At 55.8% G+C, this 25,719-nt stretch carries 21 protein-coding genes; 14 read left to right on the forward strand and 7 right to left on the reverse strand.

Annotation, left to right across the window (positions count from 1 at the left end; genetic code table 11):
* Positions 1 to 28: 28 nt before the first annotated feature.
* Entirely contained in the window at positions 29 to 916 is an 888-nt protein-coding gene (locus tag PH7735_RS04590; RefSeq protein WP_058310115.1) for a LysR family transcriptional regulator, read from the reverse strand.
* 114 nt (positions 917 to 1,030) lie between these two features.
* Between PH7735_RS04590 and PH7735_RS04595 the strand changes: the two genes are divergently transcribed.
* Positions 1,031 to 2,008 carry an NAD(P)-dependent alcohol dehydrogenase gene (locus PH7735_RS04595; protein ID WP_058310116.1) on the forward strand — a complete coding sequence of 326 codons (978 nt, stop codon included), beginning with the start codon at positions 1,031 to 1,033 and terminating at the stop codon, positions 2,006 to 2,008.
* Positions 2,009 to 2,059: 51 nt separating this feature from the next.
* Here the strand turns inward: PH7735_RS04595 and PH7735_RS04600 are convergent, their stop codons facing one another.
* Both PH7735_RS04600 and PH7735_RS04605 read right to left on the reverse strand, forming a co-directional pair.
* Positions 2,060 to 2,512 carry a TspO/MBR family protein gene (locus PH7735_RS04600; RefSeq protein ID WP_058310117.1) on the reverse strand — a complete coding sequence of 151 codons (453 nt, stop codon included), beginning with the start codon at positions 2,510 to 2,512 and terminating at the stop codon, positions 2,060 to 2,062.
* Positions 2,513 to 2,552: 40 nt separating this feature from the next.
* Positions 2,553 to 2,996 (reverse strand): thiol-disulfide oxidoreductase DCC family protein, encoded by a 444-nt coding sequence (locus tag PH7735_RS04605; RefSeq protein ID WP_082645127.1) that lies wholly within the window; start codon positions 2,994 to 2,996, stop codon positions 2,553 to 2,555.
* Positions 2,997 to 3,207: 211 nt separating this feature from the next.
* On the opposite strand from PH7735_RS04605, the gene PH7735_RS04610 reads away from it, so the two are divergent.
* From PH7735_RS04610 to PH7735_RS04645, 8 genes are all read left to right on the forward strand, one after another.
* A complete protein-coding gene (locus tag PH7735_RS04610; RefSeq protein WP_058310118.1) occupies positions 3,208 to 3,765 on the forward strand; it encodes a CIA30 family protein in 558 nt (185 codons plus the stop codon).
* Between the two features lie 162 nt (positions 3,766 to 3,927).
* Entirely contained in the window at positions 3,928 to 5,655 is a 1,728-nt protein-coding gene (locus PH7735_RS04615) for a sensor histidine kinase (RefSeq protein ID WP_058310119.1), read from the forward strand.
* Positions 5,652 to 6,989 (forward strand): sigma-54-dependent transcriptional regulator, encoded by a 1,338-nt coding sequence (locus tag PH7735_RS04620; protein WP_058310120.1) that lies wholly within the window; start codon positions 5,652 to 5,654, stop codon positions 6,987 to 6,989. The genes PH7735_RS04615 and PH7735_RS04620 overlap by 4 nt, the downstream gene beginning before the upstream one ends.
* A 127-nt stretch (positions 6,990 to 7,116) precedes the next feature.
* A complete protein-coding gene (gene dctP / locus PH7735_RS04625; protein WP_058310121.1) occupies positions 7,117 to 8,127 on the forward strand; it encodes a TRAP transporter substrate-binding protein DctP in 1,011 nt (336 codons plus the stop codon).
* A gap of 75 nt (positions 8,128 to 8,202) precedes the next feature.
* Positions 8,203 to 8,835: a TRAP transporter small permease subunit gene (locus PH7735_RS04630; protein WP_058310122.1), complete on the forward strand. Its 633-nt coding sequence runs from the start codon at positions 8,203 to 8,205 to the stop codon at positions 8,833 to 8,835.
* Between the two features lie 11 nt (positions 8,836 to 8,846).
* Positions 8,847 to 10,247: a TRAP transporter large permease gene (locus PH7735_RS04635; protein ID WP_058310123.1), complete on the forward strand. Its 1,401-nt coding sequence runs from the start codon at positions 8,847 to 8,849 to the stop codon at positions 10,245 to 10,247.
* Positions 10,248 to 10,447: 200 nt separating this feature from the next.
* Entirely contained in the window at positions 10,448 to 11,230 is a 783-nt protein-coding gene (locus tag PH7735_RS04640; protein ID WP_058311145.1) for a transglutaminase-like domain-containing protein, read from the forward strand.
* A 141-nt stretch (positions 11,231 to 11,371) separates the two neighbouring features.
* Positions 11,372 to 12,106 carry a proteasome-type protease gene (locus tag PH7735_RS04645; protein ID WP_058310124.1) on the forward strand — a complete coding sequence of 245 codons (735 nt, stop codon included), beginning with the start codon at positions 11,372 to 11,374 and terminating at the stop codon, positions 12,104 to 12,106.
* Here PH7735_RS04645 and PH7735_RS04650 read toward each other — a convergent pair.
* From PH7735_RS04650 to PH7735_RS04660, 3 genes are read right to left on the reverse strand one after another with little or no spacing between them, the layout of a single operon-like run.
* The gene (locus PH7735_RS04650; RefSeq protein ID WP_058310125.1) at positions 12,103 to 13,011 is read right to left on the reverse strand and encodes a transglutaminase family protein; all 909 of its coding nucleotides are present in this window, start codon (positions 13,009 to 13,011) and stop codon (positions 12,103 to 12,105) included. The two genes, PH7735_RS04645 and PH7735_RS04650, sit on opposite strands and share 4 nt — an antisense overlap.
* 3 nt (positions 13,012 to 13,014) lie before the next feature.
* A complete protein-coding gene (locus PH7735_RS04655) occupies positions 13,015 to 15,435 on the reverse strand; it encodes a circularly permuted type 2 ATP-grasp protein (RefSeq protein ID WP_058310126.1) in 2,421 nt (806 codons plus the stop codon).
* Positions 15,436 to 15,439: 4 nt separating this feature from the next.
* Positions 15,440 to 18,781, reverse strand: a complete 3,342-nt coding sequence (locus PH7735_RS04660; protein ID WP_058310127.1) for a transglutaminase family protein — start codon at positions 18,779 to 18,781, stop codon at positions 15,440 to 15,442.
* A gap of 275 nt (positions 18,782 to 19,056) precedes the next feature.
* Between PH7735_RS04660 and rpiB the strand changes: the two genes are divergently transcribed.
* Both rpiB and PH7735_RS04675 read left to right on the forward strand, forming a co-directional pair.
* Positions 19,057 to 19,506, forward strand: a complete 450-nt coding sequence (gene rpiB, locus PH7735_RS04665) for a ribose 5-phosphate isomerase B (RefSeq protein WP_058310128.1) — start codon at positions 19,057 to 19,059, stop codon at positions 19,504 to 19,506.
* 225 nt (positions 19,507 to 19,731) lie between these two features.
* Positions 19,732 to 20,856 (forward strand): aminotransferase, encoded by a 1,125-nt coding sequence (locus PH7735_RS04675; RefSeq protein WP_058310130.1) that lies wholly within the window; start codon positions 19,732 to 19,734, stop codon positions 20,854 to 20,856.
* A gap of 23 nt (positions 20,857 to 20,879) precedes the next feature.
* Here PH7735_RS04675 and PH7735_RS04680 read toward each other — a convergent pair whose 3' ends face one another.
* Positions 20,880 to 21,635: a DeoR/GlpR family DNA-binding transcription regulator gene (locus PH7735_RS04680; protein WP_058311146.1), complete on the reverse strand. Its 756-nt coding sequence runs from the start codon at positions 21,633 to 21,635 to the stop codon at positions 20,880 to 20,882.
* Positions 21,636 to 21,917: 282 nt separating this feature from the next.
* On the opposite strand from PH7735_RS04680, the gene glpD reads away from it, so the two are divergent.
* The 3 genes from glpD to PH7735_RS04695 are packed head-to-tail and all read left to right on the forward strand — an operon-like array spanning position 21,918 to position 25,719.
* Positions 21,918 to 23,525 (forward strand): glycerol-3-phosphate dehydrogenase, encoded by a 1,608-nt coding sequence (glpD, locus tag PH7735_RS04685; RefSeq protein WP_058310131.1) that lies wholly within the window; start codon positions 21,918 to 21,920, stop codon positions 23,523 to 23,525.
* A gap of 14 nt (positions 23,526 to 23,539) precedes the next feature.
* Entirely contained in the window at positions 23,540 to 24,628 is a 1,089-nt protein-coding gene (locus tag PH7735_RS04690; protein WP_058310132.1) for an ABC transporter ATP-binding protein, read from the forward strand.
* Positions 24,629 to 24,639: 11 nt separating this feature from the next.
* On the forward strand, positions 24,640 to 25,719 hold the full coding sequence (locus PH7735_RS04695; RefSeq protein WP_058310133.1) for an ABC transporter ATP-binding protein: 1,080 nt from the start codon (positions 24,640 to 24,642) through the stop codon (positions 25,717 to 25,719).

Here is a 25,719-nt window from a genome sequence, read left to right on the forward strand (position 1 = left end):
CGCCTCGGGCCAATGTCCCGTGCTTTCTTTAGCGTTTCAGTTCTTCTGCCAGAAAATCGAAAACCCGACGTATGCGGCGGCTTGTTGTGACTTCACGATGCGAAACCAGCCAAATCGGAAACGTCAGCGGCTCAAGGTCGGGAAGCACGCGCTGCACTTTTGGTTCTGCGTCGCCAATATGGGCGTCCAAAATGCCAATTGCCGCGCCCTGTTTCACCAATTCCCACATCACCAGATAGCTTTCGGTCAATAGGGGGAAATTGGCCTCGGTGAGCCCAAGTCCAAGGCTGTTTAACCCTTTGAGCATACCGCCTGTGCGATCCATGTTGACAAAGTCGGCGTTGCGCAACGCATAGGGCGTTGTTGGCGCCCCAATTTTTTCAATGTACTGCGGCGTGGCGTAAAGGATCGCATCCGCCATCCCGATTTTTTTGGCAATCAGGTCCGGTTCTGTCGGTCGAAAGTTGCGAATGGCAATGTCGGCTTCGCGTCTCAACAAATCGCTGGCATGGTTGGCGACGACAATCTCGACGTGAATGCCGGGTTCTTGCTGGCGCAGCTTGGCAACAAGAGGCGGCAATAAAACAGTGGCATAGGTTTCACTGGCCGAAATGCTGATTGTCCCTTCAAGAGCCTGGGATTGTCCCAGCGCTGTCAGCGAGACGCGTCCGGCTGCGTCGCCCATATCGCGCACGTGGTCCAACAGTTCCAAGCCACTTGGCGTGAGGGTGAGACCGCGTCCGACCCGCTCAAACAGAACAACCCCCAATTCCTGTTCCAACCCGTCCACCTGACGGCCAAGCGTGGGCTGCGCCATCCCCAGCGCCCGCGCGGCCGCTGACAGCGATCCCTCTTCGGCGGTCACCAAAAAGGCCCGTGCTTTGTTCCAGTCAAATTTTACGGCACGCCAATCCATGCATTAATGCATATCAAACTTAGAAATTTGGTCAATTTGAATAAGCGACTGTGCGACGTACAAACCCAAGACACCCCAGATATCGTAAACTCTTGGATGAAAAGAAGTCTCGCCATGTTCGCTTTTGCCTATCATCAATACGGTCCACCTGACGTTCTTCGGAAGGTGGAATACCCCGATCCCCGACCCAAGCCGGACGAGGTTTTGGTTAAGGTCTATGCGACGACTGTCAGTTCTGGCGACTGGCGGGCAAGAAGCCTGTCCATGCCCGATGGGCTTGGCTGGTTGGGGCGTCTTGTCTTTGGTGTCCGAAAGCCAAGGAAGCCCGTTCTTGGCACCGAATTTTCCGGCGTGATTGAACAGGTTGGAACAAAAGTGACAGGTTTCAAAATCGGGGATGCGGTGATTGGCTTTCCCGGAGCGCGCTTTGGGGCCCATGCGGAATACATCACCATGCGGGCCGCTGGAAGTCTTGTGATGAAACCCGCCACGATCCCTTTTGAGATCGCCGCCGCGATCCCGTTTGGAGGAACCACCGCTTATGATTTCCTTGTCAATAAAGGGACCCTCAGGGCCGGTGAAACGGTTCTTGTGAATGGTGCTTCGGGGGCGGTTGGCTCTGCCTGTGTGCAGATCGCGCATCACATCGGGGCCCATGTTACCGCAGTGTGCAGTTCTTCAAACGCGGAAATGGTGCGTCAGCTGGGGGCAAACCGCGTGATCGACTATCAGACACAGGATTTTACGACTGAAGGCGCGCATTACGATATGGTTGTAGATACCGTCGGCAGCGCGCCTTGGGTGCGGACACAGCATGCCCTGAAACGCGGCGGGCGTATGTTGCTTGTCGCGGGCAATGCATCCGACATGTTCTTTGGTGGGCTAAAGGCACGGCTCAGGGGGAAAAAGTTGATTGGGGGCGTTGCAAGTGAACGCCGCGACATCCTCAAGACTGTTGTGGACTTGGCAGAGGCTGGCGCGTTTTCCCCGGTCATCGACCGCTGTTATGCTTTTGATGACATGCCCTTGGCTCATGCCCTCGTCGACAGTGGGCGTAAGAAAGGCAACGTTGTGGTGTCTGTAGTTTCCTGAAGCCCTAGCAGCGCGGCAAACATGGTTGTGCCGCGCTCCCGTCAGACGTGGTTAATTCAGGATAACGATGGCCGCATTCAAAGCGGTCGCAAAGCTGACCCACGCGACATAGGGCAAGAACATCACTGCAGACAGCCTGTCCGAATGCCACGCCTCTTTGACAAACGCCAATAGCGCCACCAGCAGGCAACCGATCACAAGCAGTGCCAAAACAGGCATCTGGGCCGCAAAAAACACCGGAGACCAGAAGAAGTTCAACCCCATCTGAAGCCCCCAAAGGCGTTTCAAACCGGTCGAAAGGCCCATGTGCCACACACGCCAGCCGACATAAGCGATCATCAGGTAAAGCAACGTCCAGACAGGCGCAAAGATCCAGTTAGGGGGATTAAACGACGGCTTTTCCAGCGCAGCGTACCAAAGCCCCGGCGCCGTTAGAGTGCCAATCGCAATGCCACAACCCATTACGAAGAGCACAAACAGCAAGAGTGAAACATATTTGTTCATAGAGGTTAGCCTTCTCTTTAAAGGTGATGGTCGTCAAACCTTACCTTGCGTTGGATCGCTGCGCCTTGCGGGTGAACCTCGTGTAGCTGCGCACGACCAGCGGACGTAGATGCAAGAAGCCGCGATATGCCATCTCTTGTATTTGAACGACGCCCGGAATGCGCGACAAACGGGCAAGCCAGCGCCACGAGGGAAGCGCGCGCCAGACTTCAACAAAGGCACGGGCGCCCGAAACCTGACGTCCGTCCGACATCCGAATGTGAAACCGGGCCATCGCCTCGGCCCGCGACAGTTGCTCGTCGCCTTCGAAGCGCTCGGATGACACATCAATCAAATACAGTTTCTGCTCAGTATCCGCACGTTTGTAGTAGTCGATTTCAGCGGTGCACAAAGGGCACGACCCGTCATAGTAAATGGTGACACCGTCAGGCGATGCCTTCGTTGCACTGGTCTCTGTTTCTTGGGGGCATGTGGGGGCGTTCATGGCCTGCTTTTCTCGATCGTTGCCTATCATTATCATTACGCAGGGGCGGGGGCTTTAGATCAATCAAAGCCTTGGATGAGTTCGTTTTTGTCCCTTTCACCTACTGGCATGCCAGTCTTGTGGACGGTTGTCCGCGGTGTCTTCTTGAAAACCTCACAGAACGCGCCAACATCACATCTGTAAACCTGATCAAAAAAGAAAAGAGACACGAATGGGCCAATCAAAACGTGCTTTGTTGCTAAGCCTTTCGCTGTCTTTGTTCTCCTCAACGGCTTTGGCGGACACCCGTATGCTCGAAACATTTGAAAATGCGCCACAGACCCGATGGGAGTTTTTTGCAGACACGGTCATGGGGGGCGTGTCGACGGGGCAGGTCAGTTTCGAAACCGAAAACGGGGCCGCCTTTGTGCATATGACCGGGCAGGTCAGCACGGAAAACCGAGGAGGGTTCATTCAGGTGCGCACCTTGTTAAGTGAAGCACCGGCAAAGGACGCCCAAGGTGTTCGTCTTGTCACGCGCGGGAATGGTGAAAAGTACTTTATCCATCTGCGCACCAGCGGAACCGTTTTGCCGTGGCAGTATTACCAAGGAAGCTTTGACACGACGACTGGATGGACGGAAATTCGCATACCTTTTTCCGCTTTCAAAGCATCAGGAGGCATGTTGCGTTCAAAGGTTCAGGCAAAGTCGGTGAAATCGATTGGGATTGTTGCCTTCGGACGTGATCATCAGGCCGAGGTCGATGTAAAGGAAATCGGCTTTTACTAGACCCGGACTACGCGCCACAGCAAAGACACATGGGTTCCATCTGCAAGGGCAAGCCGTGCTGGCTCACACACCTCACACATCTTTTATGAAGTCCGAGACGTAAGCCGCAGCTTTGCGCACTAAACTCTTGCCAAAATCCCGCGCGAGGGCCTATCGACGGTTATGCGCCAGATTTCTTTTCTCATTCCCGTTCTTGCAACGATCCTTATCGCGGCGGGCGTGTTTCGGGCCTCTTATGTCTATTTCCAGTCCGAGGAACTTTCAAAAGCCGAGGGGCGTCTGTCCCTGTATCAAAGTACCGTCGCAACCGAACTGGAGCGGTTTTCACATCTAACGCATGTGCTGGCGCGGGACGCATCCGTCATTGAAACCGCCCTTGGCAAAGACACAGGTGATCTCAATCTGCGGCTCGAGGATTTTGCCGATCAGGCGGGCCTTGATGCGATTTACTTGATGGGTACTGACGGATTTACGATTGCGGCCTCAAATCACCGCCATCCCGAAAGTTTTATTGGCCAAAACTATGCCTTTCGACCCTATTTCCAACGCGCGCTGGAAGGAACGCAGGGGCGGTTTTATGCGATTGGGACAACCACCGGATTGCCGGGGTATTTTATTGCAGATGCCGTACTTGACGCAACTGGCCGCACCATCGGTGTGATCGCAATCAAGATAGATTTCTCGCTTCTTGAGGAGAGATGGAAAAAGTCGGGTGAACAGGTTCTGTTGGCGAACGAAGACGGCGTAGTTCTTTTGGCGTCAGAGCCAGAGTGGCGGTATCGGGTTTTGGTGCCGCTTTCGAAAAGCCAGCGCATCCGCATCCAGAACGCAAAACAGTTTCCGGGCAAGGCGCTTGATCCATTGGACTGGCAAGAGACGTCAGAGCTGCGTGCACGCATTGGCAACGAAGACCGCGTGCATCTGACGGCAGACATTCAGCGCCATGACTGGACCTTGCACTATTTCGAAAGTGACGACCGTGCCGTCGCACTTAGCTGGATGGTGACCTCTTTGATTGGCTTCCTTGCGGGGATGGCGCTTATCCTGTTTCAGATTCAAAGGGCCCGCCGCGTAAGCGCAGCCTTGGCACGGTCCGAAAAAGAAGAGGCAAAATTGCGTCAGGCAAACGAGTTTCTGGCCATCGAGATAGAGGATCGCAAGACCGCAGAACGGCGTCTGAAGCGCACTCAGGACGAACTGGAACGGGCCAGCCGGTTGGCCGCGCTGGGCAGGTTGGCCGCGTCGGTAACACACGAACTGGGTCAGCCGATTGCCGCCATGCGCAACCATCTGGTTGCCGCTGAAATCGGATCGAATGGTCCAACCCCGCTTACCGGAAAAATCGGAAACCTTGTGGACCGGATGGAAGGGATCACCCGTCAGCTCAAGTTTTTTGCAACGTCAGACACCGACGCGTTTGTCGAGGTGAACCTGAACGAGGCCATGCAAACCTCGGCGTCTCTGGTTGCACCAAATCTTGAAGCGGCACATGCCGACCTGCGTTTTGAACTTCCTGACAGGGCCGTCACCATGCGCGGAAGCCGGTTGCGGGTCGAGCAGGTCATGACCAATCTGTTGCGCAATGCCATAGATGCCTGCGAGGACAGCGAGACGCCGGTTATTCAGGTGCGCGTTGGTCTTCTTGAAGGTCAGGCATGGTTCGAAATTGAAGACAACGGTCATGGCCTCGGCGAAGCGACGCTAACGGATTTGCAGGAACCCTTTGTGACCACGCGGGAAAGCGGTCGCGGTATGGGGCTTGGGTTGGCAATCTCGACCAGTATCGTCAATGATCTTGATGGCGTTATGACGGCCGGCAATGTGACCACGGGGGGCGCCGTGTTCCGTGTCAGCTTTCCGGCCTTTGAAACGGAAGAGATCGCGATATGAACACGCAGACCTTTAGCATTCTGGTCATCGACGATGACAAATCAATGCGGCAGTCGTTGCTTGATCTTCTCGAGGCGGCGGGATGGCAGGCGGCCGCTCTTTCGCGGGCAACTGCTGCGGTGGATCGTATGGCAGAAATCCAGCCGGACGTGATCCTGTCAGACGTCAGAATGCCGGGCATGTCGGGGCTTGATCTGCTTGCGGCGCTGGACAAGAACACGGCACCTCCGCTGGTGTTGATTTCGGCACATGGCGATATTCCAATGGCGGTCAAAGCCATTCAGGACGGCGCCTATAGTTTTGTCGAAAAGCCTTATGAACCACGCCGACTTTTGACCATCTTGCGACACGCTGCCGAGCAAAACAGGATGAAACAAAGCAACACGCGACTGAAAGAACGTCTTTTCAAACTTTCAGGTCTTGATCGTGTGCTTCTGGGACAAACAGATCAGGTCGCGCATCTTCGGCAGGATATTCTTGATCTGGCGGAAACCGGCGCGACGGTTTTAATCGAAGGCGAAACCGGCACCGGCAAAGAACTGGTTGCGCGTGCGTTGCACGATCTGGGCACGGATGCAGGCGCGCCTTTTCTTGCCCTGAATTGCGCGGCCCTGTCTCAAAACACATTCGAGACCGAGATGTTTGGTGTTGCGGGCGAAACCGAGGGGCGTTTGCTGACGGCCTCAGGGGGGACACTGTTTCTGGACGAGATTTGTTCCTGCCCCCTTGCGGTACAGGCCAAGTTGCTGCGCGTTCTGGAAGACAAACACGTCTTGCCCGTGAATGCCCAACATCCGGTGCCTGTCAGTTTTCGGGTGATTTCCGCAACGAACGAGGATGTGACGCTTGCCGTGCAGGAAGGCCGCCTGCGCCAAGATCTTTTGTTTCGGATCAATACCATGATCCTGACGCTTCCGCCCCTCAGACAGCGGCGGGATGACCTTATGCTGTTGACGGCGCATTTTCTTGATGAATTTGCCCGAGTTTACGAGACGACCAGCCCCGAAATCAGTCAGGACGATCTGGCGGCACTTTTGGCGCATGACTGGCCAGGCAACGTACGGGAATTGCGCAACGTCTGCGAACGCAGGGTTCTGTCCAACCGTCGAGGCGGCGGATCCATGGCCCAGGCTATACGGTCGGATCAGCATTTGGACGACGTTCCCGATACCCTTCGCGAAGCCGTTGCCGCCTTTGAGCGGGAATTGATCGCCAAGGCCGTCAAAGCCCACAAAGGCCGCATGGACGCCGCCGCCGAAGCGCTGGGAATTGGGCGGCGCACCCTTAACGAAAAGATTGTGAAACTGGGCCTCGACAAAGACGCACTTCTTTAGCGTTTTTTGCCCTGCGGAAATCCGCAGGGCTGCCGGAAAACGGCGCGCATTTTCCTTCATAGTCGGACTGGTCTGCTTACTGGATACTTGCGGCATTACGATCTGCATGCATCTGGGAGGAACCAAAATGCGCAAGTATCTGAACCGGGTGGCCGTCGCCGCCCTGTCATTCGCCTTTGTATCCGAAGCTATGGCCACCGAATGGAATGTGTCCCTCTGGGGGAAACGCCGCGCCTTTACCGAGCACGTTGAAAAACTGGCCGAGTTGGTTTCGGAAAAAACCAACGGTGAATTCACCCTGAAAATCAGCTATGGTGGGCTTTCAAAGAACAAAGAGAACCTTGATGGTATCTCGATTGGTGCTTTTGAAATGGCCCAGTTCTGTGCCGGTTATCACCGCGACAAGAACCCTTCGATCACTGTACTGGAATTGCCTTTCCTGGGTGTCGAAACGCTCGAGCAGGAAATCGCCCTGTCGATGGCGGTTTATCAACACCCCGCTGTCAAAAAGGATCTCGCCCGCTGGGATGCGACACTTTTGATGCCGTCGCCGTTGCCACAATATAACCTCGTTGGTGTGGGCGAAGCCCCCAAAAGCCTTGCAGACTTTGAAGGTCTGAGCGTGCGCGCCACCGGCGGTATCGGCAAAGCTATGGCAACTGTTGGCGCTGTGCCAACTTCGATGTCTGCGTCAGAAGTCCGTCAGGCGATGGACAGCGGCATTGTCAAAGCGGTGAGCTTTGCGCCTCATGCGCACATGTCCTTTGGCACCATCGAAAACGGCAAGTGGTGGACCACGAACCTGAACCCGGGCACTGTTAATTGCCCCGTTGTGGTGAACACACCTGCTCTGGAAGATCTGTCCGACGCTCACCGCGAAGCCCTGCTGGGTTCGGTTGACGAAGCTCTGGAATACTATGTCACCCAATATGAATCCAAAACCATGGAAGCTTGGGGTCCTGCACTGGACGAGCGTGGCATCGAACGTGTGACATTCTCTGATGAAGAGATCGCAGCCTTTAAAGAAGCGGCTGCTGCACCAGCGGCGGCTGCATGGATCGAAGAAAACACCGCGCGCCGTCTTCCGGCGCAGGAACTCTATGACCTTGTGACTGGCATGGTTGCCAACGGAAGCTAAGCTTTCTGCCCTGCGCCCTTCCAATGCGAAGGGGCAGGGCCCACCCACCTAATAAAAATTGAACGGAGAGTTGTCATGGCGGGATCTTCCCTTGTGCTGACCGATGATAGCCGTCTCAGCAAGATCGACCAGCGCCTCTATAAGCTGGAAGGGTATCTGGCCCTTTTGAGCGGGCTTGCTGTTTTTTCCCTTATGTTGCTTGCTGTTTTTTCTGTTGGCGGTCGTAATCTGGCCGGCCAGCCTTTGCCTGGATATGTCGATTGGATCGAGCAGGCGATGCCGCTCATTGCCTTTATGGGGATTGCGTTCACACAGCGGGACGGCGGGCACATCCGTATGGACATGCTGGTTGGCGCGCTGCGCGGACGGCCCCTGTATCTGGCGGAACTGATCACCACGCTGGTCATCCTCTGCGTGATGCTGCTGCTGGTTTGGGGCAGTTGGGCGCACTTTGATCGCAGCTTTGATTTCAGCGCCCCGATGTGGAGCTCTGACAGCTCGATGGACATCTCTCTCCCTCTTTGGCCTGCAAAACTCTTGGTGCCTGTTGCGTTCAGCGTTTTGTGTCTGCGTCTGGTGCTTCAGGTCTGGGCCTATGGTAGCGCGTTGATCACTGGCGACGACACGCTGATCGCCGTGCCTCTGGTTGCGGATGCCGCCACTCAAGCCGCGATGGAAGCCGAGCATGTCTCGGCCCACGACAAGTAAGGTGAACTGATATGGAACCGATAGAAATTGGACTGATAGTATCGGGCGGTATGCTGGTGCTGGTGGTTCTGGGCATGCGGGTCGCTTTTGCGGCTGCGGCGGCGGGCATGGTTGGCCTGATCTGGATTTTCTGGGCAAAGTTCGGATACGATCCGGCGCGTTTCGGCAAGGCCCTGACCATTGCCGTCAAAACAGCGGGGCAGGTCCCGCACTCAAAAATCTCGAGCCAGGCATTGTCGCTTATCCCGACCTTCATCTTGATCGGATATCTGGCCTATTACGCAGGGCTGACCAAGGCGCTGTTCGAAGCGGCCAAACGTTGGCTTGCATGGGTGCCGGGCGGTTTGGCGGTATCGACCGTATTCGCCACGGCAGGATTTGCCGCCGTGTCCGGTGCGTCGGTGGCAACGTCCGCGGTGTTTGCGCGTATTGCCATCCCTGAAATGCTGAAGATCGGCTATAACAAGCAATTCGCCGCAGGCGTTGTTGCAGCGGGCGGAACATTGGCCTCGTTGATCCCGCCCTCGGCCATTTTGGTGATTTATGCGATCATCGTGGAACAGGACGTGGGCAAGCTGCTTCTGGCGGGCTTTATTCCCGGCGCATTTTCCGCCGTGATCTATGGGCTTTTGATCATTGGTCTGGCCAAAACGATCAAGAACTTCGGCCCTCCGGTCTCGGGCTTTACATGGAAAGAGCGTTTCGCCGCTTTGCCTCCGGCTTTGCCTATTGTCTTTGTGGTCGTGACGATCATCTTCTTTGTCTACAACCCCTTTGGCGGCGACGCTTGGGGCACGCCAACCGAGGGCGGGGCAATCGGGGCCTTTGTGGTCTTTGTGATGGCCCTCTATCAAGGCATGCGCTGGTCTGAACTCAAAGATGCATTGCTGGAAACTGCCAAGCTGAGCGTGATGATCTTTACCATCATCTGGGGCGTGCTGATTTATGTCCGCTTCCTCGGATTTGCTGAACTGCCAAGTGCGTTCTCTGACTGGATCACGTCTTTGTCGATGTCTCCGATGCTGATCCTGATTTGTATCCTTCTGGCTTATGCGGTGTTGGGCATGTTTATGGATGCCATCGGGATGCTGCTGTTGACGCTTCCGGTTGTGTATCCTGCTGTCATGGCCTTGAACGGAGGCGAAGCCGTCTCTGCCGCAGAAAGCACGTTCGGCATGTCTGGTCCGATGTGTGCCATCTGGTTTGGTATCCTCGTCGTTAAAATGGCCGAGTTCTGCCTGATCACGCCACCTATCGGGTTGAACTGTTTTGTTGTGGCAGGTGTGCGTGATGATCTGACCGTGCAGGACGTGTTCAAGGGCGTCACGCCTTTCTTCATTGCTGACGCTGTGACCATTGCGTTGCTGGTGGCCTTCCCTGCTATTGTGCTTTGGTTGCCGGGACAAGTGTAAGCCATCGCAAATGACAATGCGGAAACCGGGGCAAAACCGGTTTCCGCTTTTTTGATGTCGACAACTCGAGACTGACCATTTTTCATCCTGAATGTTCAATACCCTCCGACTTTACCGTGCTGGTTTCGCATTCTTGTCGACAGCACTGACCGGACCGCGCTAGGCGTTAAGTCTAGGCATGTGGCGAGCGGGAATTGGCTGTGCACCTCTCAATAAAGACCCACCTTCTTTATGCGGCGTCGCAACCGTGTGATTTGCTTTTGCAAATCGAAACACTGTCAGACGCCGAACAGACAACCCGTGGTGCGCAATTGGTGCTGAGTGACGATGCTGTCCAGCATGAGATTACGGGCGAAGACGGGATCGGTACGCGCCGATGGATCAAAACCGGTCCCATGTTTGCCTGCCGGTACGAGACGCAGGTAGACGTGACACGGCCAACTTTGGATATCGAAGCTTTAAACGAGACGCCGCGCCTTCAGACCCCAAGTGATGTGATCCCGTTTTTGATGCCATCGAGGTATTGCCACTCGGATCTATTCCTCGACTTTGTTGCGGGGCAATTCGGGGGGCTGACAGGGGGGGCTTTGATCAGTGCCTTGAACAACTGGGTTAACACCAACCTCACATATGATAACGCAGCCAGCTTTGTTGGGACAACCGCAACGGATAGTTTTGCCAGCCTTGCGGGGGTCTGTCGCGACTTTGCCCATGTGCTGATTTCATTGGCCCGTGCGGGCGGTATTCCGGCGCGTTTCGTGAGCGCCTATGCGCCTGATGTGCGACCTCAGGATTTTCATGCTGTGGTCGAGGTTTATCTGGAAGGCGCATGGCATATTCTGGATCCGACAGGCATGGCCCAGACCTCGGAGATTGCCCGCATTTGCGTTGGACGGGACGCTGCGGATGCGTCGTTTATGACATCCTATGGATGGATGGAGTTGCGGGAACAATCGGTCGAGGTCACCCGCCTGAACACCTAGATGTCTGTTTGGTGGGCACATGATTGATTTCTGCCCTAAGAACGTCAGATCACGCATAAAACCTGATTGAAACATACAGTGTTCATCTCTAGAAACCTCGCGTGCATTCTCCGCGCGGCGTTCTGGTACTGGATAAGAAATATGACTTACTGTGTTGGCCTAAAATTGAATCATGGTCTGGTCTTCATGTCCGATACGCGCACCAATGCAGGCGTGGACAACTTTTCCACGACCAAAAAGATGTTTACATGGGAAGTGCCCGGTGATCGCGTGATAACCGTGATGACAGCGGGGAACCTTGCCACAACGCAGGCTTTGATCAGCCTTCTTGAAGAGCGTTCCAAACGCCCGTCAGAACGCAGCCCGACGATCCTTGAGCAGCCCACAATGTTTCAGGTCGCCCGTCTGGTCGGCTCAACCCTGAAAGAAGTCATCGCCGACAGTGCTGGCGAAGGCCAGGCCGCCTCTGCGGGTTTCAAAGCTTCGGTTATTGTTGGGGGCCAAATCAAAGGTGGCTTGCCAACGCTGTTCCTGATCTATCCGGAAGGTAACTTCATCGAAGTGACTGATGATGCGCCGTTTTTCCAGATTGGCGAAGCGAAATACGGAAAGCCGATTTTGGTGCGCGGCTACGAGCCGGATTTGAGCTTTGCCGACACAATCAAACTGTTGATGGTGTCATTTGATTCAACGATCAAGGCTAACCTTTCGGTCGGATTGCCGTTGGATTTGCAAGTATATGAAAACGACAGTTTCACGGTTGCCGAGCAGGCCCGCATTGAAGCTGACAACGAGTATTTCCAGACCATTTCCCAAGGTTGGGGTGAGGCCCTGCGCACGGCATTGATGCATTTGCCAAGCTACCAGCGGAGCTAGCCCCTCACGGTGCCTGCCTGTTTGCCCTCGTCCAGCGCGGCCACATCGACCGATTGCGCGCTGATCTGCCCGCCGGAGGAGCGCAAATGGCCGCTGACGGGGGACACGTCAGAGTAGTCGCGCCCGAAACCCACCACGATATGATCGGTGCCGACAAGGGTTGCGTTGGTGGGGTCGTATTCGATCCATCCCTGGTTGCCCCCGCACCATGCTCTGACCCAAGCGTGCATCGCATCCACACCTTCAAGTTTGACCCCGCCCTCTGGGGGAAGTGTCCGCAGATAACCGCTGACGTATGCGGCCGGAATTCCGAGGGCCTGAAGGCCAAGGATCATGATGTGGCTCATATCCTGACAGACACCGCGTCTGAGTTGAAAGGCCTCGGATGCATCTGTGTCGACCGTTGTGGCGCTGGAATCAAAGGTCATGATGTCATGCAATGCCTGCCCAAGTTGCAGGACGTTTTCGGCAACGCTGTTTTTCGGGTCGCAGACATCCTTGGCAAAGTCCGAAATTGCCGCGTCCATCGACAGGCGCGGCGTCGGCCCCAAGAAATGCAAAGGGGACTCTGCGCCCAAATCGGTCCAGGTTTCCCAGCTTTGCCGCAGGTCTTGTGCCGTTGGTGACAGGTCACACCATTGCGGCGTGTCTTGCATTTCCACGTGACAGGCAAGTTGGATGGACATGTTTCTGTGCGCGGCTCTGAGGGCGCACATGGTTTCCCGATTGCCAAAGAAATCCGTTACGTCCGACGTTTCATCCGGGCCGGGCGATATCTCGAGGTGATGGGTTTTCAAAAGCTGGCGACCGACGATCGTCTTGGGGATCACGCGGATCAGATGCCGACTGTTTGCAGCCGGTTGATCATAGCGGTGGGAGATGGTCAGGCGAATGCTGTAAATCATGATTTATACAAGGTAGAGATCGTTCAGGGCGTTCGAAATATCCCAAATATCCTTTTTCATCTGTGTCAAAAATTCCGGTGTGATCTCATCGGGATGGCTGGTTGCGAGACGCGTTTCTGCGATCAGGATCAATCGGGCAACCTCGGTCAATGCGTGACCTGAACCCTGGCTTGGTAAATGGGCGATATGCTCTTTTGCACGCGACACATGGTATCGAACAGATCGCGGATTTTGAAGATCAAGCCCAAGCAAATCTATAACCGATGATGTATTGGCCCAGACTTGAAACAGCGCGTGATGTGAGACCACGCTGTCGCCGATTTCCAAGGCAAGGTCCAGTGCACCGGAAGGCGCGTCTTTTGACGTGCTAGCCGCCAGCAGCGCACACATATTGGCCGCGCGCTCCAATGAGATGCCAAGGCTTAGAAAGCGCCACCCGTCAGAGCGGTACATGTTTTCGTGAACAAGGCCTGAAAAGCCTGTGATCTGGCGCAAAAGAGTGCTGACCTCTGCGGGAATATCGCCAAGCGCCAGAGGACGATGATCCAAGCTGTCGGTCTGCTGCATCAAGGCGCGCAAAGCCATCATGCCATCCGGCGAAAACCTGTCGCTGATCCGCGAGGCAGATTGCAGCCCAAGCCGAAGAGGTGCGGAAAACAATGTCGCCATCTCGCGTGTTTCGGGGGCAATGTGTCCCATAAGGTGGCCACGCATATAGGCCGGCATGCGGTCGCTGTGGTGCGCACCATCAGAGATGCGCGCATAATAGGCCCTGAACAATCGCATATTCTGTTCGGAACGCTCGACATAGCGCCCCACCCAGAACAGATTGTCGGCGGCACGGCTGGGAAGAATGGCATGCGTCGTGCCGTGCTTGGGCGCGCTTGTTTCTCGGGACAAAAGGCTTGGCGTTTGCACCGATTGTGTACTGGTCACCCAGACATCGGCCACTTTGCCACCGCGCTGCATGGCAAGCGCTTTTGCGTCGTCGCCTGCACTGACCCGTGCGTACCCTCCCGGCATCACGGCCCAGCCATTTTCCGTGCGGCCAAGAGAGATGCGAATACACGTCGGGCGCGGAACAAGTGTGCCGTCTTCCCATGTGGGCGTGGTCGACAGCGTCACGGCTTCTTGTCCGACAAGGTTGCGCCCAGAGGTATTGAGCATTTCAGCAAGGAGATCGGCGCTGGCGCCATCAGCGGCGGTGCCAAGCGAAACCGTTGCGGGATCGGCCATCAAAGGCGTGGTGGAAAAGGCATCACCAACCATCATGCGGTGGCTGTTTGCAAGAACATGTTGACGCTGCGCGGCGTGCCCGCACCACCATGTCGCGATGTTTGACATGGCTAGGCCACGGCCCAACCGTGCGCGGGCAATTTTAGGCAAAAACGCCATCAGCGCGCGTGTTTCAAGAACACCGGCACCCACCATATTGACGGTTTTCAAAGTCCCGTCCCGAACGGCCTGTACCAATCCCGGCGTGCCCAACATGGATTTCGGGTCAAGTTCCAGAGGGTCAAACATCGAACTGGGCAAACGGTTCCAAAGCAGGCCAATGGGTTTCGGTCCGGCCACCGTGCGCACCATCGCCTTGCCGTCCTGAACAATAAGGTCCTCGCCTTCGACCAACAAAAGCCCGAGATACCGCGCCATATAGGCATGTTCGGCATAGTTTTGGTTCATTGGCCCCGGAGACAGAAGAGCAATTTCGCCCTTTGTGCGTCCCTTCAGATCATTCAGGTTTTGCTGGAAGCTTTTAAAGAAACCGGCAAGTCGGTGGATGTTTGAATTCCCGAAGAAGTTCGGAAAGACACGCCCCATCGCAATTCGGTTTTCGACGGCGAAACCCGCCGTAGAGGGGGCCTCGATCAGGTCGCTGATCACCCACCATTTGCCATCAGGGCCACGCCCAATTTCGAAAGACAGCGAATTGAGCTGATTGGTTTCACCGTCGCATGCGCCAACCATCGGGCGCAGCCACGCCGGGTTTTGCGACAGAAGTGTTGCTGGCAACTGACCAGAGCGCACCAGTTCGTTGCTGCCATAAAAATCCTGCAGCACATATTCCAGAAGCTCGGCCCGTTCGACCAAACCCGACGAGATCTCATTCCATTCATCCTCGCCCAGAATGACGGGAATATGGCTCAGGGGCCATTCCCGTTCGCTCGAGAGGGTCTCGTGGTACTGACGATAGAGAACGCCAGCGTCGCGAAGATATTGATCCCCACGCGCAAAGCGCGACGACAATTCGTCAGGGGTCAGATTGCCAAGGTGGGCAAAAAACGGCGCCCAGACGGGATTAAGGCTCCCGTCTGCGGCAAGCATTTCATCACTATGCGCAACCCCACCAGCCACTTGCGACGCATAGGCCGCAAGCAGGTCATGATCGATAAGATCAGGCGTCTGGGGGGATCGTTCGGGCATGAGGTTAAAGACCGGGCCTGCGGCGCAGATCCAGGGTCAACGGGAATTCAGGATGCGGACGTTCCGGTGTCGGAACAAATCCGCCTGTGCTGTGTCCCATCTTATCAAACCTGCTCAATCGACGTGCCTCTGCTTCGTTGCCATTGACAGGGAAGGTATCAAAGTTGCGCCCACCGGGATGGGCCACATGATACCGGCATCCGCCAAGTGACGTCCCTGACCACGTATCATAGATATCAAACGTCAATGGCGCGTCGACTTCAAGCACTGGATGCAGGGACATCGCCGGTTTCCAAGCCTTGTACCGCACGCCGCCAACCCGCGTGCCGTTGACTGTTGTGGCAGTCAGGGGAACCATGCGCCGGTTTGCGGTCACGATATAGCGGTCCGGATTTCCGCCTTTCAACGTCACCTGCAGCCGTTCTGACGAACTATCTGTGTACCGGACGGTGCCGCCAATTGCGCCGGTTTCACCCAGAACATGCCAAGGCTCAAGCGCCTGTCGCAATTCGAGCGTGACACCTTGATAGGTGACTTCACCACAGAAGGGAAAACGGAACTCGGCCTGTGCCTCGAACCATGCGGGGTCCAAATTCATGTCGTGCGCACGCAGGTCGCCCAGCACGACTTTGAAATCCTCCCACAAGAAGGCTGGCAGCATAAAGCGGTCATGCAAGGTCGTTCCCCAGCGGGTGAGGTTTCCGCTGATCGGATCTTCCCAGCAGCGCGCAATGATCGCACGCAGCAACACCTGTTGGGCAAGGCTCATACGCGGGTTCGGCGGCATCTCAAAGCCACGGAATTCTACCAGCCCAAGGCGTCCGGTCGGTCCATCCGGAGAGAACAGTTTGTCGATGCAAATCTCGGTCCGGTGGGTGTTGCCGGTGACATCGATCAGTGCGTTTCGCAGCAAGCGGTCGGTCAACCATGGCGGTGGAGGCGTGCCATCCGTCGGCGGCCAGATCTGATCAAGGGCGATCTCGAGTTCGTAAAGAACGTCATGGCGGCCCTCGTCTATGCGCGGGGCCTGTGAGGTGGGTCCGACAAAGGTGCCCGAGAACAGGTAGGACAGGCTCGGGTGGCGTTGCCAGAACAGGATCAGGCTTTTGAGAAGGTCGGGACGGCGCAGGAATGGGCTGTCGGCGGGCGTGGCCCCACCAACAACCACATGGTTGCCGCCGCCGGTTCCGGTGTGTCGACCGTCGACCATGAATTTGTCCGTGCCCAATCGGCATTGGCGGGCCTCTTCATAGACGGTTTCCGTGGTCTTTACACATTCCTCCCAGTTCGAGGCGGGGTGGATGTTGACTTCGATCACGCCGGGGTCCGGAGCGATGCGCATCACTTCCACCCGCGGATCATGCGGTGGGGCGTAGCCTTCGATCAGAACTGAGCGCCCGACCTTTTTGGCCGCAGCCTCGACCGCTGAAATCAGGTCCAGATAGTCCTCCAGCGTTTGTACGGGAGGAAGGAAAACACACAGGCGGCCATTGCGCGGTTCGACAGAGATGGCCGTTCGCACACGACCTTCGAGGTCATTCATGGTCTGCTCAACCTGAACCTGACCCGTTGGTGTTTCGGACCGATGCGCCACCTTCTGCGAGCGTAAGTCGTCGCTTTCCGGCTCTGGCCCGAGGTCCAGATCATGCGGGACGGGCAGGGGAGCGCGCTCTTCGATTGGATCCTGAGGCACGATAAAGGGATAGTTGCTTTCCGAGATGTGGGGCAAGGTTCCAAGAGGCAGGCGATACCCAACGGGGCTGTCACCAGAAACAAGATAGATTTTCCCGCGCCGCAACGCCCACACTTCGGACAGCCATTTGCTGGATGCGCGGGACTGCCATCTTTGAACGGGCAGCACATATCCGGCGGGGGTGTTCAACCCACGTTCAAAGACTTTGGCGATCCGTGCGCGTTCTTCGGGATCTGCCAGTTTCGAATTCTCGGGGGTGACGTTGGCGGGCAGGTTTCCTTCCTTGATGATCCATTCCGCAGGGTCTTCAAAGGCGGGCACAACATTTTCGTGCGGCACAGCCAGCGACGCCGCGATTGCCTTGAGCAGGGCTTGGGCATCTTCGGGCCCGACGTCTTCGTTTGTGTCTTCGCGCGCCAAAAGCGTGGGGTCTTTCCAGATCGGATGACCGTCTTTGCGCCAATAGAGGGAAAACGTCCAACGCGGCAAAGTCTCGCCCGGATACCATTTCCCCTGACCATAGTGCAGCAAGCCGCCTGTCGAAAACTTGTCCTGCAGCCGGCGCATCAAATTGTCGGCAAGGCCGCGTTTTGTCGGGCCAACCGCGTCCGAATTCCATTCGGGGCTTTCAAAGTCGTCAATCGACACGAAGGTTGGTTCGCCCCCCATCGTCAGACGCACGTCGCCAGCTTCAAGGCGCTTGTCCACGTCCTTGCCAAGTTTGTTCAGCGCGTCCCAGGCGGTGTCCGAAAACGGCTTGGTGATGCGCGGGTGTTCGGCGGTGCGGGACACTTGCATGTCGAAGGAAAATTCAACATCGGCAGCACTTGCGACACCCGAAATCGGGGCGGCATGCCGGTAATGCGGTGTGGCCGCCAGTGGGATATGGCTTTCGCCAGCCAAAAGTCCGGATGTCGGGTCCAGACCAACCCATCCTGCGCCGGGCAGGTACACTTCGACCCACGCGTGAAGGTCGGTGAAATCGGTATCTGTCCCTGCCGGGCCATCAATGGCGACAAGATCCGGTTTCAGCTGGATCAGATATCCCGATACAAACCGCGCTGCGAGGCCAAGATTGCGCAGCACCTGCACGAGTAGCCAGCTTGTATCCCGACAGGATCCCGCAGCTCTGCCCAGTGTTTCTTCGGCGGTCTGAACACCGGGTTCCATGCGGATTTCATAATTGATCTCGCGTGACAGACGGCTGTTCAACATCACAAGAAAGTCGATGGTTACCATCGGGTCGCGCGGGACACTGGCCAGAAAGGTCTTCAACAGCGGGCCAACCGGATCGGCACGCAAATAGATGCTCAGATCGGGCGCGATGTCGTCGTCATAGTCAAAGGGATAGGATTTCACCGTGTCTTCGACAAAGAAATCAAACGGATTATAGACCGACATGTCGGCCACCAGATCAACTTCGATTTTGAACTCGCGAACCGGTTCGGGAAACACATATCGCGCCAGCCAGTTGCCATAGGGATCTTGCTGATGGTTCACAAAATGTGCGGATGGCGAAACCGTCAGGCTGTGGGAAATCACATGGGTGCGCGAATGCGGTGCGGGCCTGAGCCTGATGGATTGCGGACCCAGCAAGACCGGTCTGTCGTATTTATAGTGGGTTAGGTGATAAATACTGGCAGTAATTGACATATGTGCGTTCTCCTTGCCTGCATCATGTACAGGTCGCTGTGGCGCAGCAACCGCCCGAGTAGTCAGCTTTGCGCACAAAAGAACGTCGTCTTTGCCAACCAAGCCGGAGTGATGAAAATTTAATCGATTTCGACGGATTTCGGCCGCAAGACCGCGTGCAACGAAGTGCCCCCGCCAAAAAATACGGCGCTTTACGAAGATGTCTTTACCTCTTGTCTCGCTCGGTTTAGGCGACAGCCACGCTCTTTTGCGACAGGAAACAGGACAATATCCTCATGTCAGACAACAAACGTATTGCTCTTTCCAGCGACCATGCTGCGCTTGATCTTCGGCAGGTGATTGTAGACCACATCACGGCTCTTGGATGGGAGGCCGTCGATATTGGCCCGAAAACCACAGAAAGTACACATTACCCAAAGCACGGAAAAGCCGCAGCAGAATTGGTGGCCTCGGGTGATTGTCGGTTCGGCATTATTCTGTGTGGCACCGGCCAAGGCATCATGATGGCGGCAAACAAGGTCGCGGGTATTCGTTGTGGTGTTTGTACGGATACGTTTTCGGCGCGCATGATCCGGCAACACAATGATGCAAACATGCTGTCGATTGGTGTGCGGGTTGTGGGCGAGGGGCTGGCACTTGATATCGTTGACGCCTTCCTGACCGCCGATTTCGAAGGCGGCCGTCATGCCAGGCGCGTTGATATGATCGAGGCCCCCGAGGCCTAAGGCACGACACCACTCCGGAAAAATGAAAGCAGGGCGTATCGCGCCCGCTTTTGTGATGGGGCAACCTCAACAGGCGTCAGATCGTCTGCCAAGTGGCCCTTTCATCATTGGTCTCTTTGAGGCGCTTTGCGGCACCAGTTTGGCGAGGGCTGCTTTCTGTGCGGCGCGACCATTGTTGTTATGCGTCGCATCTGCCAACATGCTCGAAAAATTCAGGAGTCTCTAATGGAAATCGAACCCTTCGGTGTCGAAATTTGGATGAACGAGTGGGAAAACCACTGCGCTTTCAATCTTGCCGAGACCTGCGTTGAAAGCATTACGATCGATGAATTGTTAAGGTTGTCAGGGCGCAACACCGACGACCTGTCTGACCTGTTGCCGATGAAAATGACCTATGGGGCAATTGAAGGATCAACCCGTCTGCGAAGTGCGATAGCTGCGCTCTATAGCGATCAAACCGTTGAAAATATCACAGTGACGCATGGCACCATTGCGGCAAACATGCTGATCCACAAAACTCTTGTGGGGCGCGGTGATCGTGTGGTGTCGATCGTGCCGACCTATCAACAGCATTATGCGATCCCGTCCAGCATTGGCGCGGATGTGCATAAACTTGTGCTGGAGGAGGCGAACGCCTTTTTGCCGGACATGGATGACTTGCGCCGCCTTGTCGTTCCGGGAACAAAGCTCATTACGTTGACGAACCCGAACAACCCCACGGGCGCCTTGATTGAGCGCCCGATGCTCGAAGAAATCGCAGAGACCGCGCGCTCGGTCGGGGCCTATGTCCTGTGTGACGAGGTATACCGAGGCACCAATCAAACGGGCAGCGGCATGACCGAAGCCATGGCGGATATTTATGAAAAAGGGATCAGTACCGCTGGGATGTCCAAGGCCTATTCTCTGGCCGGGTTACGTCTCGGATGGATCGTGGCGCCACCGGAGGTCACCGCGCAGGTATTGGTGCATCGCGACTATGACACGATTTCCGTTGGCATGATCAATGACCATTTTGCCTCGATTGCTTTAGAAGCAAAGGACAAGCTTCTGGCACGCAGCCAGCGCATCACGCGTGGAAACCTTGCCTTGCTTGACGCCTGGATCGAAACCGAGCCGCGGGTGTCATGGATAAAGCCGCGTTCGGGGACCACCGCGATGCTAAAGCTGGATGTGCCTGTCACGGCGCGCGCGTTTTGTGTGGGCCTGTTGGAAGAAACCGGTGTGATGCTGACACCTGGGGATGTGTTCGACATGGAGGGGTACGTCCGCATCGGATATGCGAACAATCCTGATATCCTCAAGGCGGGGCTCGAAAAAATGTCGGGCTACCTCGTGGACCAATACGCCTAGGTCTTCGCGTCGCTGGTTGAGGATCACGGCGCGAGGGCAACCCCCCATGTTTCGCATTTCGCGGCGAGATCACCCGGCAGGTCAAAATCAGTGACGAGCATTGTGACGTCCGCCAGCGAGCAGATGGTCAGAGGCGCCTTACGCGTGAACTTATGGTGATCGGCAACAACCAGAACCTTGCGCGATCTTTTGATGGCGGTGCTGCTCACCATGACTTCCTGACCGTCAAAATCGAGAATGTCGCCATCTGTATCAATCGCTGAACAACCCAGAACAGAGTAGTCGAACTTGAATTGTTTGACCATTTCCATGGTCAGACCGCCCACGATGCCCCCGTCGCTGCGCCGCAGGACGCCCCCGGCGAGAATGATTTCACAACTGTGGTTGGCCGACAGGATATTGGCGATGTTGAGGTTGTTTGTGACAACCAGCAGGTTTTCATGGTCCAGCAGCTCGTGAGCAACGGCCTCTGTGGTTGTTCCGATGTTCATAAATACGGATGCGCCGTTGGGGATTTCGCGGGCACAGGCGACGGCAATCGCCTTTTTGCCGGTTTCATTCAGACGCCGGCGTTCTTCGTATTGGATATTGATCACCCCCGAGGGCACAACCGCGCCGCCGTGGACGCGTTCAAGGCGCCCGCTATCGGCAAGCTCGGACAAGTCGCGTCTGATCGTCTGAACCGTGACATCGTATAAATCAGCGAGCCCGTCGACCGTCACTTTGCCCTCTTGGCGTGCCAACTCGAGTATCTCTTTTTGTCTGAAGTTCGAGACCATTTTCATCTTTCTTAGGTGGCAAATCGGGATGGTGAGTCATTTGCGAAAGTGTCTTTAGCAAGCCAGAAATCGCGATGTGAAGTCAAGGCCGAGACGGACTTTACAAAGAGGGATGTTCGAAAATGGGCCGAAAAAGAAAAATTTAACCCATCAATTTCAGGCGTTTATGGCTAAAAGAAAATAAACGAACATTCGTTATTGATTAATTGTGTTCCAAATGGTTAGTTTTTGCCGACCGCAGACGGAGGATCTGCGTGTACTTGAGAGTGCTGGGAGGCTTCTGTGAAAGAACGTGATACTCACGACGTCGTTGACTTGTTTGTCATCGGTGGCGGCATCAACGGATGCGGCATTGCGCGTGATGCAGTTGGACGCGGTCTTAGCGTTGAACTGGCCGAGATGAATGACCTTGCCTCCGCAACGTCCTCCGCCTCTACCAAACTGTTTCATGGCGGGCTGCGCTATTTGGAATACTGGGAAGTGCGTCTGGTGCATGAGGCATTGAAAGAACGCGAAACCCTTTTGCGCGCCATGCCCCATATCTCTTGGCCGATGCGGTTTGTTTTGCCCTACCACAAAGACATGCGCTTTGAGAGTGATACGCCGACCTCAAAGTTGCTGGGCGTTGTGATGCCGTGGATGAAGGGCCGTCGTCCCGCATGGCTGATCCGACTTGGCCTGTTTATGTATGACAACCTTGGTGGGCGCCAAATTCTCAAGGGCACAACGGCCATTGATCTCAAGCGCAACCCCGAAGGTGTGCCGCTTGATGACCGGTTCGAACGGGCCTACGAGTATTCGGATTGCTGGATCGAAGACAGCCGTTTGGTTGTGCTCAACGCCCGCGATGCACAGGCCCGTGGTGCAAAAATCAACGTGCAGACGAAAGTGACCTCGGTTGAGCAGAAAGACGGCGTCTGGGTTGTCGCGCTGCAGGATCAATCGAGTGACGAGACGCGCGAAGTGCGCGCCCGGATGTTGGTGAATGCCGGTGGGCCTTGGGTTGAAGACATCATTCGCAACACGGTGCGGATAAACTCGTCAGAGGGGGTGCGCCTTGTCCGTGGAAGCCACATTGTAACGCGCAAGCTGTATGACCACGACAAATGCTATTTCTTTCAGGGCGAAGACGGGCGCATCGTATTCACGATCCCTTACGAGGGCGACTTCACCCTTATTGGCACCACAGATATGGAACACGCGGACGCAGATGTGAAACCCGTCTGCACGCCCGAAGAGACCGACTATTTGTTGGCTTTCGTTTCGAAATACCTGAAGACCGCAGTCAGCCGCGACGATATCGTCTGGACCTATTCGGGTGTAAGGCCGCTCTATGACGACGGCGCGACATCGGCGGTTGCAGCCACGCGGGACTATGTTCTGAAAGTTGACGAAAGCGCAGGTGCGCCTTTGCTCAACGTGTTCGGGGGCAAGATCACCACATATCGCAAGCTCGCCGAATCCGCGCTTGAAAAAATCACGCCCTTCTTTTCAGACGCCGGCGCGCCTTGGACGGCGGGCGTGGCCTTTCCCGGGGGCGATTTCCCCGTGGATGGTGTGGATGATCTGATCGCGCGCGTGATGAAGAAATACCAGTTTATCAACACGAAATGGGCGACCCGCCTGGTGAAAGCCTATGGCACCGAGACCTTTGATCTTTTGGGTGACGTTGCGAGCAAAGAAGACTTGGGTCGTGACTTTGGCGCGGACTTGCATGAGCGTGAAGTGTCTTGGCTCATGACAAAAGAGTTCGCCCGTACTGCAGAAGATGTCCTGTGGCGGCGTTCTAAGTTGGGCCTTCGCCTGAGCGCACAATCGGTGGATGCGCTGAGTGAGTGGATGAAAACGCACAGAAAATGTCCGAGCAGCAGGGCGCCGCATGAGCTGTGAAGAGAGAGGATGAGATGTCACTAATTTTGGAAGGTGTGAGCAAGGTCGTGAACGGCCAGACACACATTCACAGCACGGATCTGGAGCTTAAGGCGGGCACGATGAATGTCCTGCTTGGACCGACGTCCGCAGGAAAAACGTCGATGATGCGCCTGATGGCGGGGCTTGATGTGCCAACCACAGGGAAAATCTTGTGGAATGGTCAGGATGTCACCGGTGTGCGGGTTCAGGATCGTGGCGTCGCCATGGTTTATCAACAGTTCATCAACTATCCCTCGATGACGGTATACGACAATATCGCCAGCCCTATGCGACTGCTTGGAAAATCGGCAAGCGAGATCGACGATGCCGTAAAAAAGGCGGCTGATCTGATGAAGCTGTCCGAGATGCTGGGCCGGAAACCTCTGGAGCTTTCGGGTGGCCAGCAGCAGCGTTGTGCGCTTGCGCGCGCTCTGGTCAAGGATGCCGGGCTGGTCCTTCTTGATGAGCCGCTTGCCAATCTGGACTATAAGCTGCGCGAAGAACTGCGTGCCGAGATCCCGCGGATTTTCGAAGATGCGGGCTCAATCTTTGTCTACGCAACAACAGAACCGGAAGAGGCTCTTTTGCTTGGTGGCAATACCGCAACGTTGTGGGAAGGCCGGATCACACAGTTCGGAGTGACCCCTTCTGTCTATCGTTTGCCCACAGATGCCACGACGGCACGCGTGTTCTCTGATCCACCCATGAACTTTCTCAAGATCCGCAAGACGGATGGCCGTTTGCTGTTTGGTGACGGGCAAGCGGCACCTGCGACGGGCGTGTTCTCGGATTTGTCTGATGGGTCCTATACCGCCGGCTTCCGCCCCAACCATCTCGAGTTGGAGCGTCACGCAGAAAACGCTTTGGAGTTCACAGGCAAACTGCATGTAACCGAGATAACCGGCTCGGAGACATTTGTGCACCTTGATCACCACGGCGAGAAATGGGTCGGGTTGGTTCACGGCGTGCGTCAGTTGGATATCGGTGCGGCGCTCAACGTCTATCTCGATCCCAAACACGTTTACATCTTTGCAGAAGACGGCACTTCCGTGGCCTCTGCTGCCTATGCAACAGCGGCCTGAGGGACAGTATCATGGCAAAAATAACCCTCGATAACCTCGCCCATTCGTATCTTCCGAACCCCACGAAGGAAGATGATTTTGCGTTGAAAGAACTCAACCACGACTGGGTGGACGGAGAAGCCTATGCGCTTCTCGGTTCGTCGGGATGTGGCAAGTCCACGCTTCTCAATATCATCTCGGGCCTGCTGCACCCGAGCCAGGGGCGCATCCTGTTCAATGACCGCGATGTGACCCATGCGCCGACGACACAACGCAATATCGCGCAGGTTTTCCAGTTCCCAGTGGTCTATGACACCATGACGGTGCGCGATAATCTGGCCTTTCCGATGCGCAACCGTGGCGCAGATGCGCAGTACATCAAAGATCGCGTGCAACAGATTGCAGCCATGATCGGCATGGAGGCAATGCTTGACAAAAAAGCGCGCGGATTGACGGCGGATGCGAAGCAGAAAATCTCGCTGGGCCGTGGCATGGTGCGCGAAGACGTAAATGCGCTGCTTTTTGATGAACCTTTGACGGTGATCGACCCCCATATGAAATGGGAATTGCGCACACAGCTCAAATCGCTTCACCACGAATTTGGTCACACGATGATTTACGTGACCCATGACCAGACCGAGGCGCTGACTTTCGCCGACAAGGTGGTGGTGATGTATGACGGTCGCGTTGTGCAGATGGGCACCCCGCAAGAGTTGTTTGAAACACCACAACACACATTTGTCGGGTATTTCATCGGCTCTCCGGGGATGAATGTTCTTGATGCGCATGTCAGCGGATCAACAGCAGTGATCGCAGGGCACGAAATTGCGCTGGGCAAAGGGTACGGCACTCCAAGCGGCAAAGTCGAAGTGGGCGTGCGCCCGGAATTTGCGTCGCTGGCGACGGGTGACACCGGCCTGCCTGTGACGATCAAACGGGTTGAGGATGTTGGTCGGCATAAAATTGTCCGTGCCGATTTCCACGGCAGCGAGATCAACGTGATCGCGGCAGAAGGGGCATCCATTTCCCCGGATATGAACCGCATCGTGTTCGATCCTGCAGGCATCAATATCTACAACGACAGCTGGCGCGTTGCGCCAGAGGGGGTCTGA

It is taken from the genome of Shimia thalassica (assembly GCF_001458215.1).
GTDB lineage: Bacteria > Pseudomonadota > Alphaproteobacteria > Rhodobacterales > Rhodobacteraceae > Shimia > Shimia thalassica.

Bases quoted from the DNA above. Each gene is read 5' to 3' on its own strand.
- PH7735_RS04590 (WP_058310115.1), bottom strand. From the start codon at position 916: ATGGATTGGCGTGCCGTAAAATTTGACTGGAACAAAGCACGGGCCTTT.
- PH7735_RS04595 (WP_058310116.1), top strand. From the start codon at position 1,031: ATGTTCGCTTTTGCCTATCATCAATACGGTCCACCTGACGTTCTTCGG.
- PH7735_RS04600 (WP_058310117.1), bottom strand. From the start codon at position 2,512: ATGAACAAATATGTTTCACTCTTGCTGTTTGTGCTCTTCGTAATGGGT.
- PH7735_RS04605 (WP_082645127.1), bottom strand. From the start codon at position 2,996: ATGAACGCCCCCACATGCCCCCAAGAAACAGAGACCAGTGCAACGAAG.
- PH7735_RS04610 (WP_058310118.1), top strand. From the start codon at position 3,208: ATGGGCCAATCAAAACGTGCTTTGTTGCTAAGCCTTTCGCTGTCTTTG.
- PH7735_RS04615 (WP_058310119.1), top strand. From the start codon at position 3,928: ATGCGCCAGATTTCTTTTCTCATTCCCGTTCTTGCAACGATCCTTATC.
- PH7735_RS04620 (WP_058310120.1), top strand. From the start codon at position 5,652: ATGAACACGCAGACCTTTAGCATTCTGGTCATCGACGATGACAAATCA.
- dctP (WP_058310121.1), top strand. From the start codon at position 7,117: ATGCGCAAGTATCTGAACCGGGTGGCCGTCGCCGCCCTGTCATTCGCC.
- PH7735_RS04630 (WP_058310122.1), top strand. From the start codon at position 8,203: ATGGCGGGATCTTCCCTTGTGCTGACCGATGATAGCCGTCTCAGCAAG.
- PH7735_RS04635 (WP_058310123.1), top strand. From the start codon at position 8,847: ATGGAACCGATAGAAATTGGACTGATAGTATCGGGCGGTATGCTGGTG.
- PH7735_RS04645 (WP_058310124.1), top strand. From the start codon at position 11,372: ATGACTTACTGTGTTGGCCTAAAATTGAATCATGGTCTGGTCTTCATG.
- PH7735_RS04650 (WP_058310125.1), bottom strand. From the start codon at position 13,011: ATGATTTACAGCATTCGCCTGACCATCTCCCACCGCTATGATCAACCG.
- PH7735_RS04655 (WP_058310126.1), bottom strand. From the start codon at position 15,435: ATGCCCGAACGATCCCCCCAGACGCCTGATCTTATCGATCATGACCTG.
- PH7735_RS04660 (WP_058310127.1), bottom strand. From the start codon at position 18,781: ATGTCAATTACTGCCAGTATTTATCACCTAACCCACTATAAATACGAC.
- rpiB (WP_058310128.1), top strand. From the start codon at position 19,057: ATGTCAGACAACAAACGTATTGCTCTTTCCAGCGACCATGCTGCGCTT.
- PH7735_RS04675 (WP_058310130.1), top strand. From the start codon at position 19,732: ATGGAAATCGAACCCTTCGGTGTCGAAATTTGGATGAACGAGTGGGAA.
- PH7735_RS04680 (WP_058311146.1), bottom strand. From the start codon at position 21,635: ATGGTCTCGAACTTCAGACAAAAAGAGATACTCGAGTTGGCACGCCAA.
- PH7735_RS04690 (WP_058310132.1), top strand. From the start codon at position 23,540: ATGTCACTAATTTTGGAAGGTGTGAGCAAGGTCGTGAACGGCCAGACA.
- PH7735_RS04695 (WP_058310133.1), top strand. From the start codon at position 24,640: ATGGCAAAAATAACCCTCGATAACCTCGCCCATTCGTATCTTCCGAAC.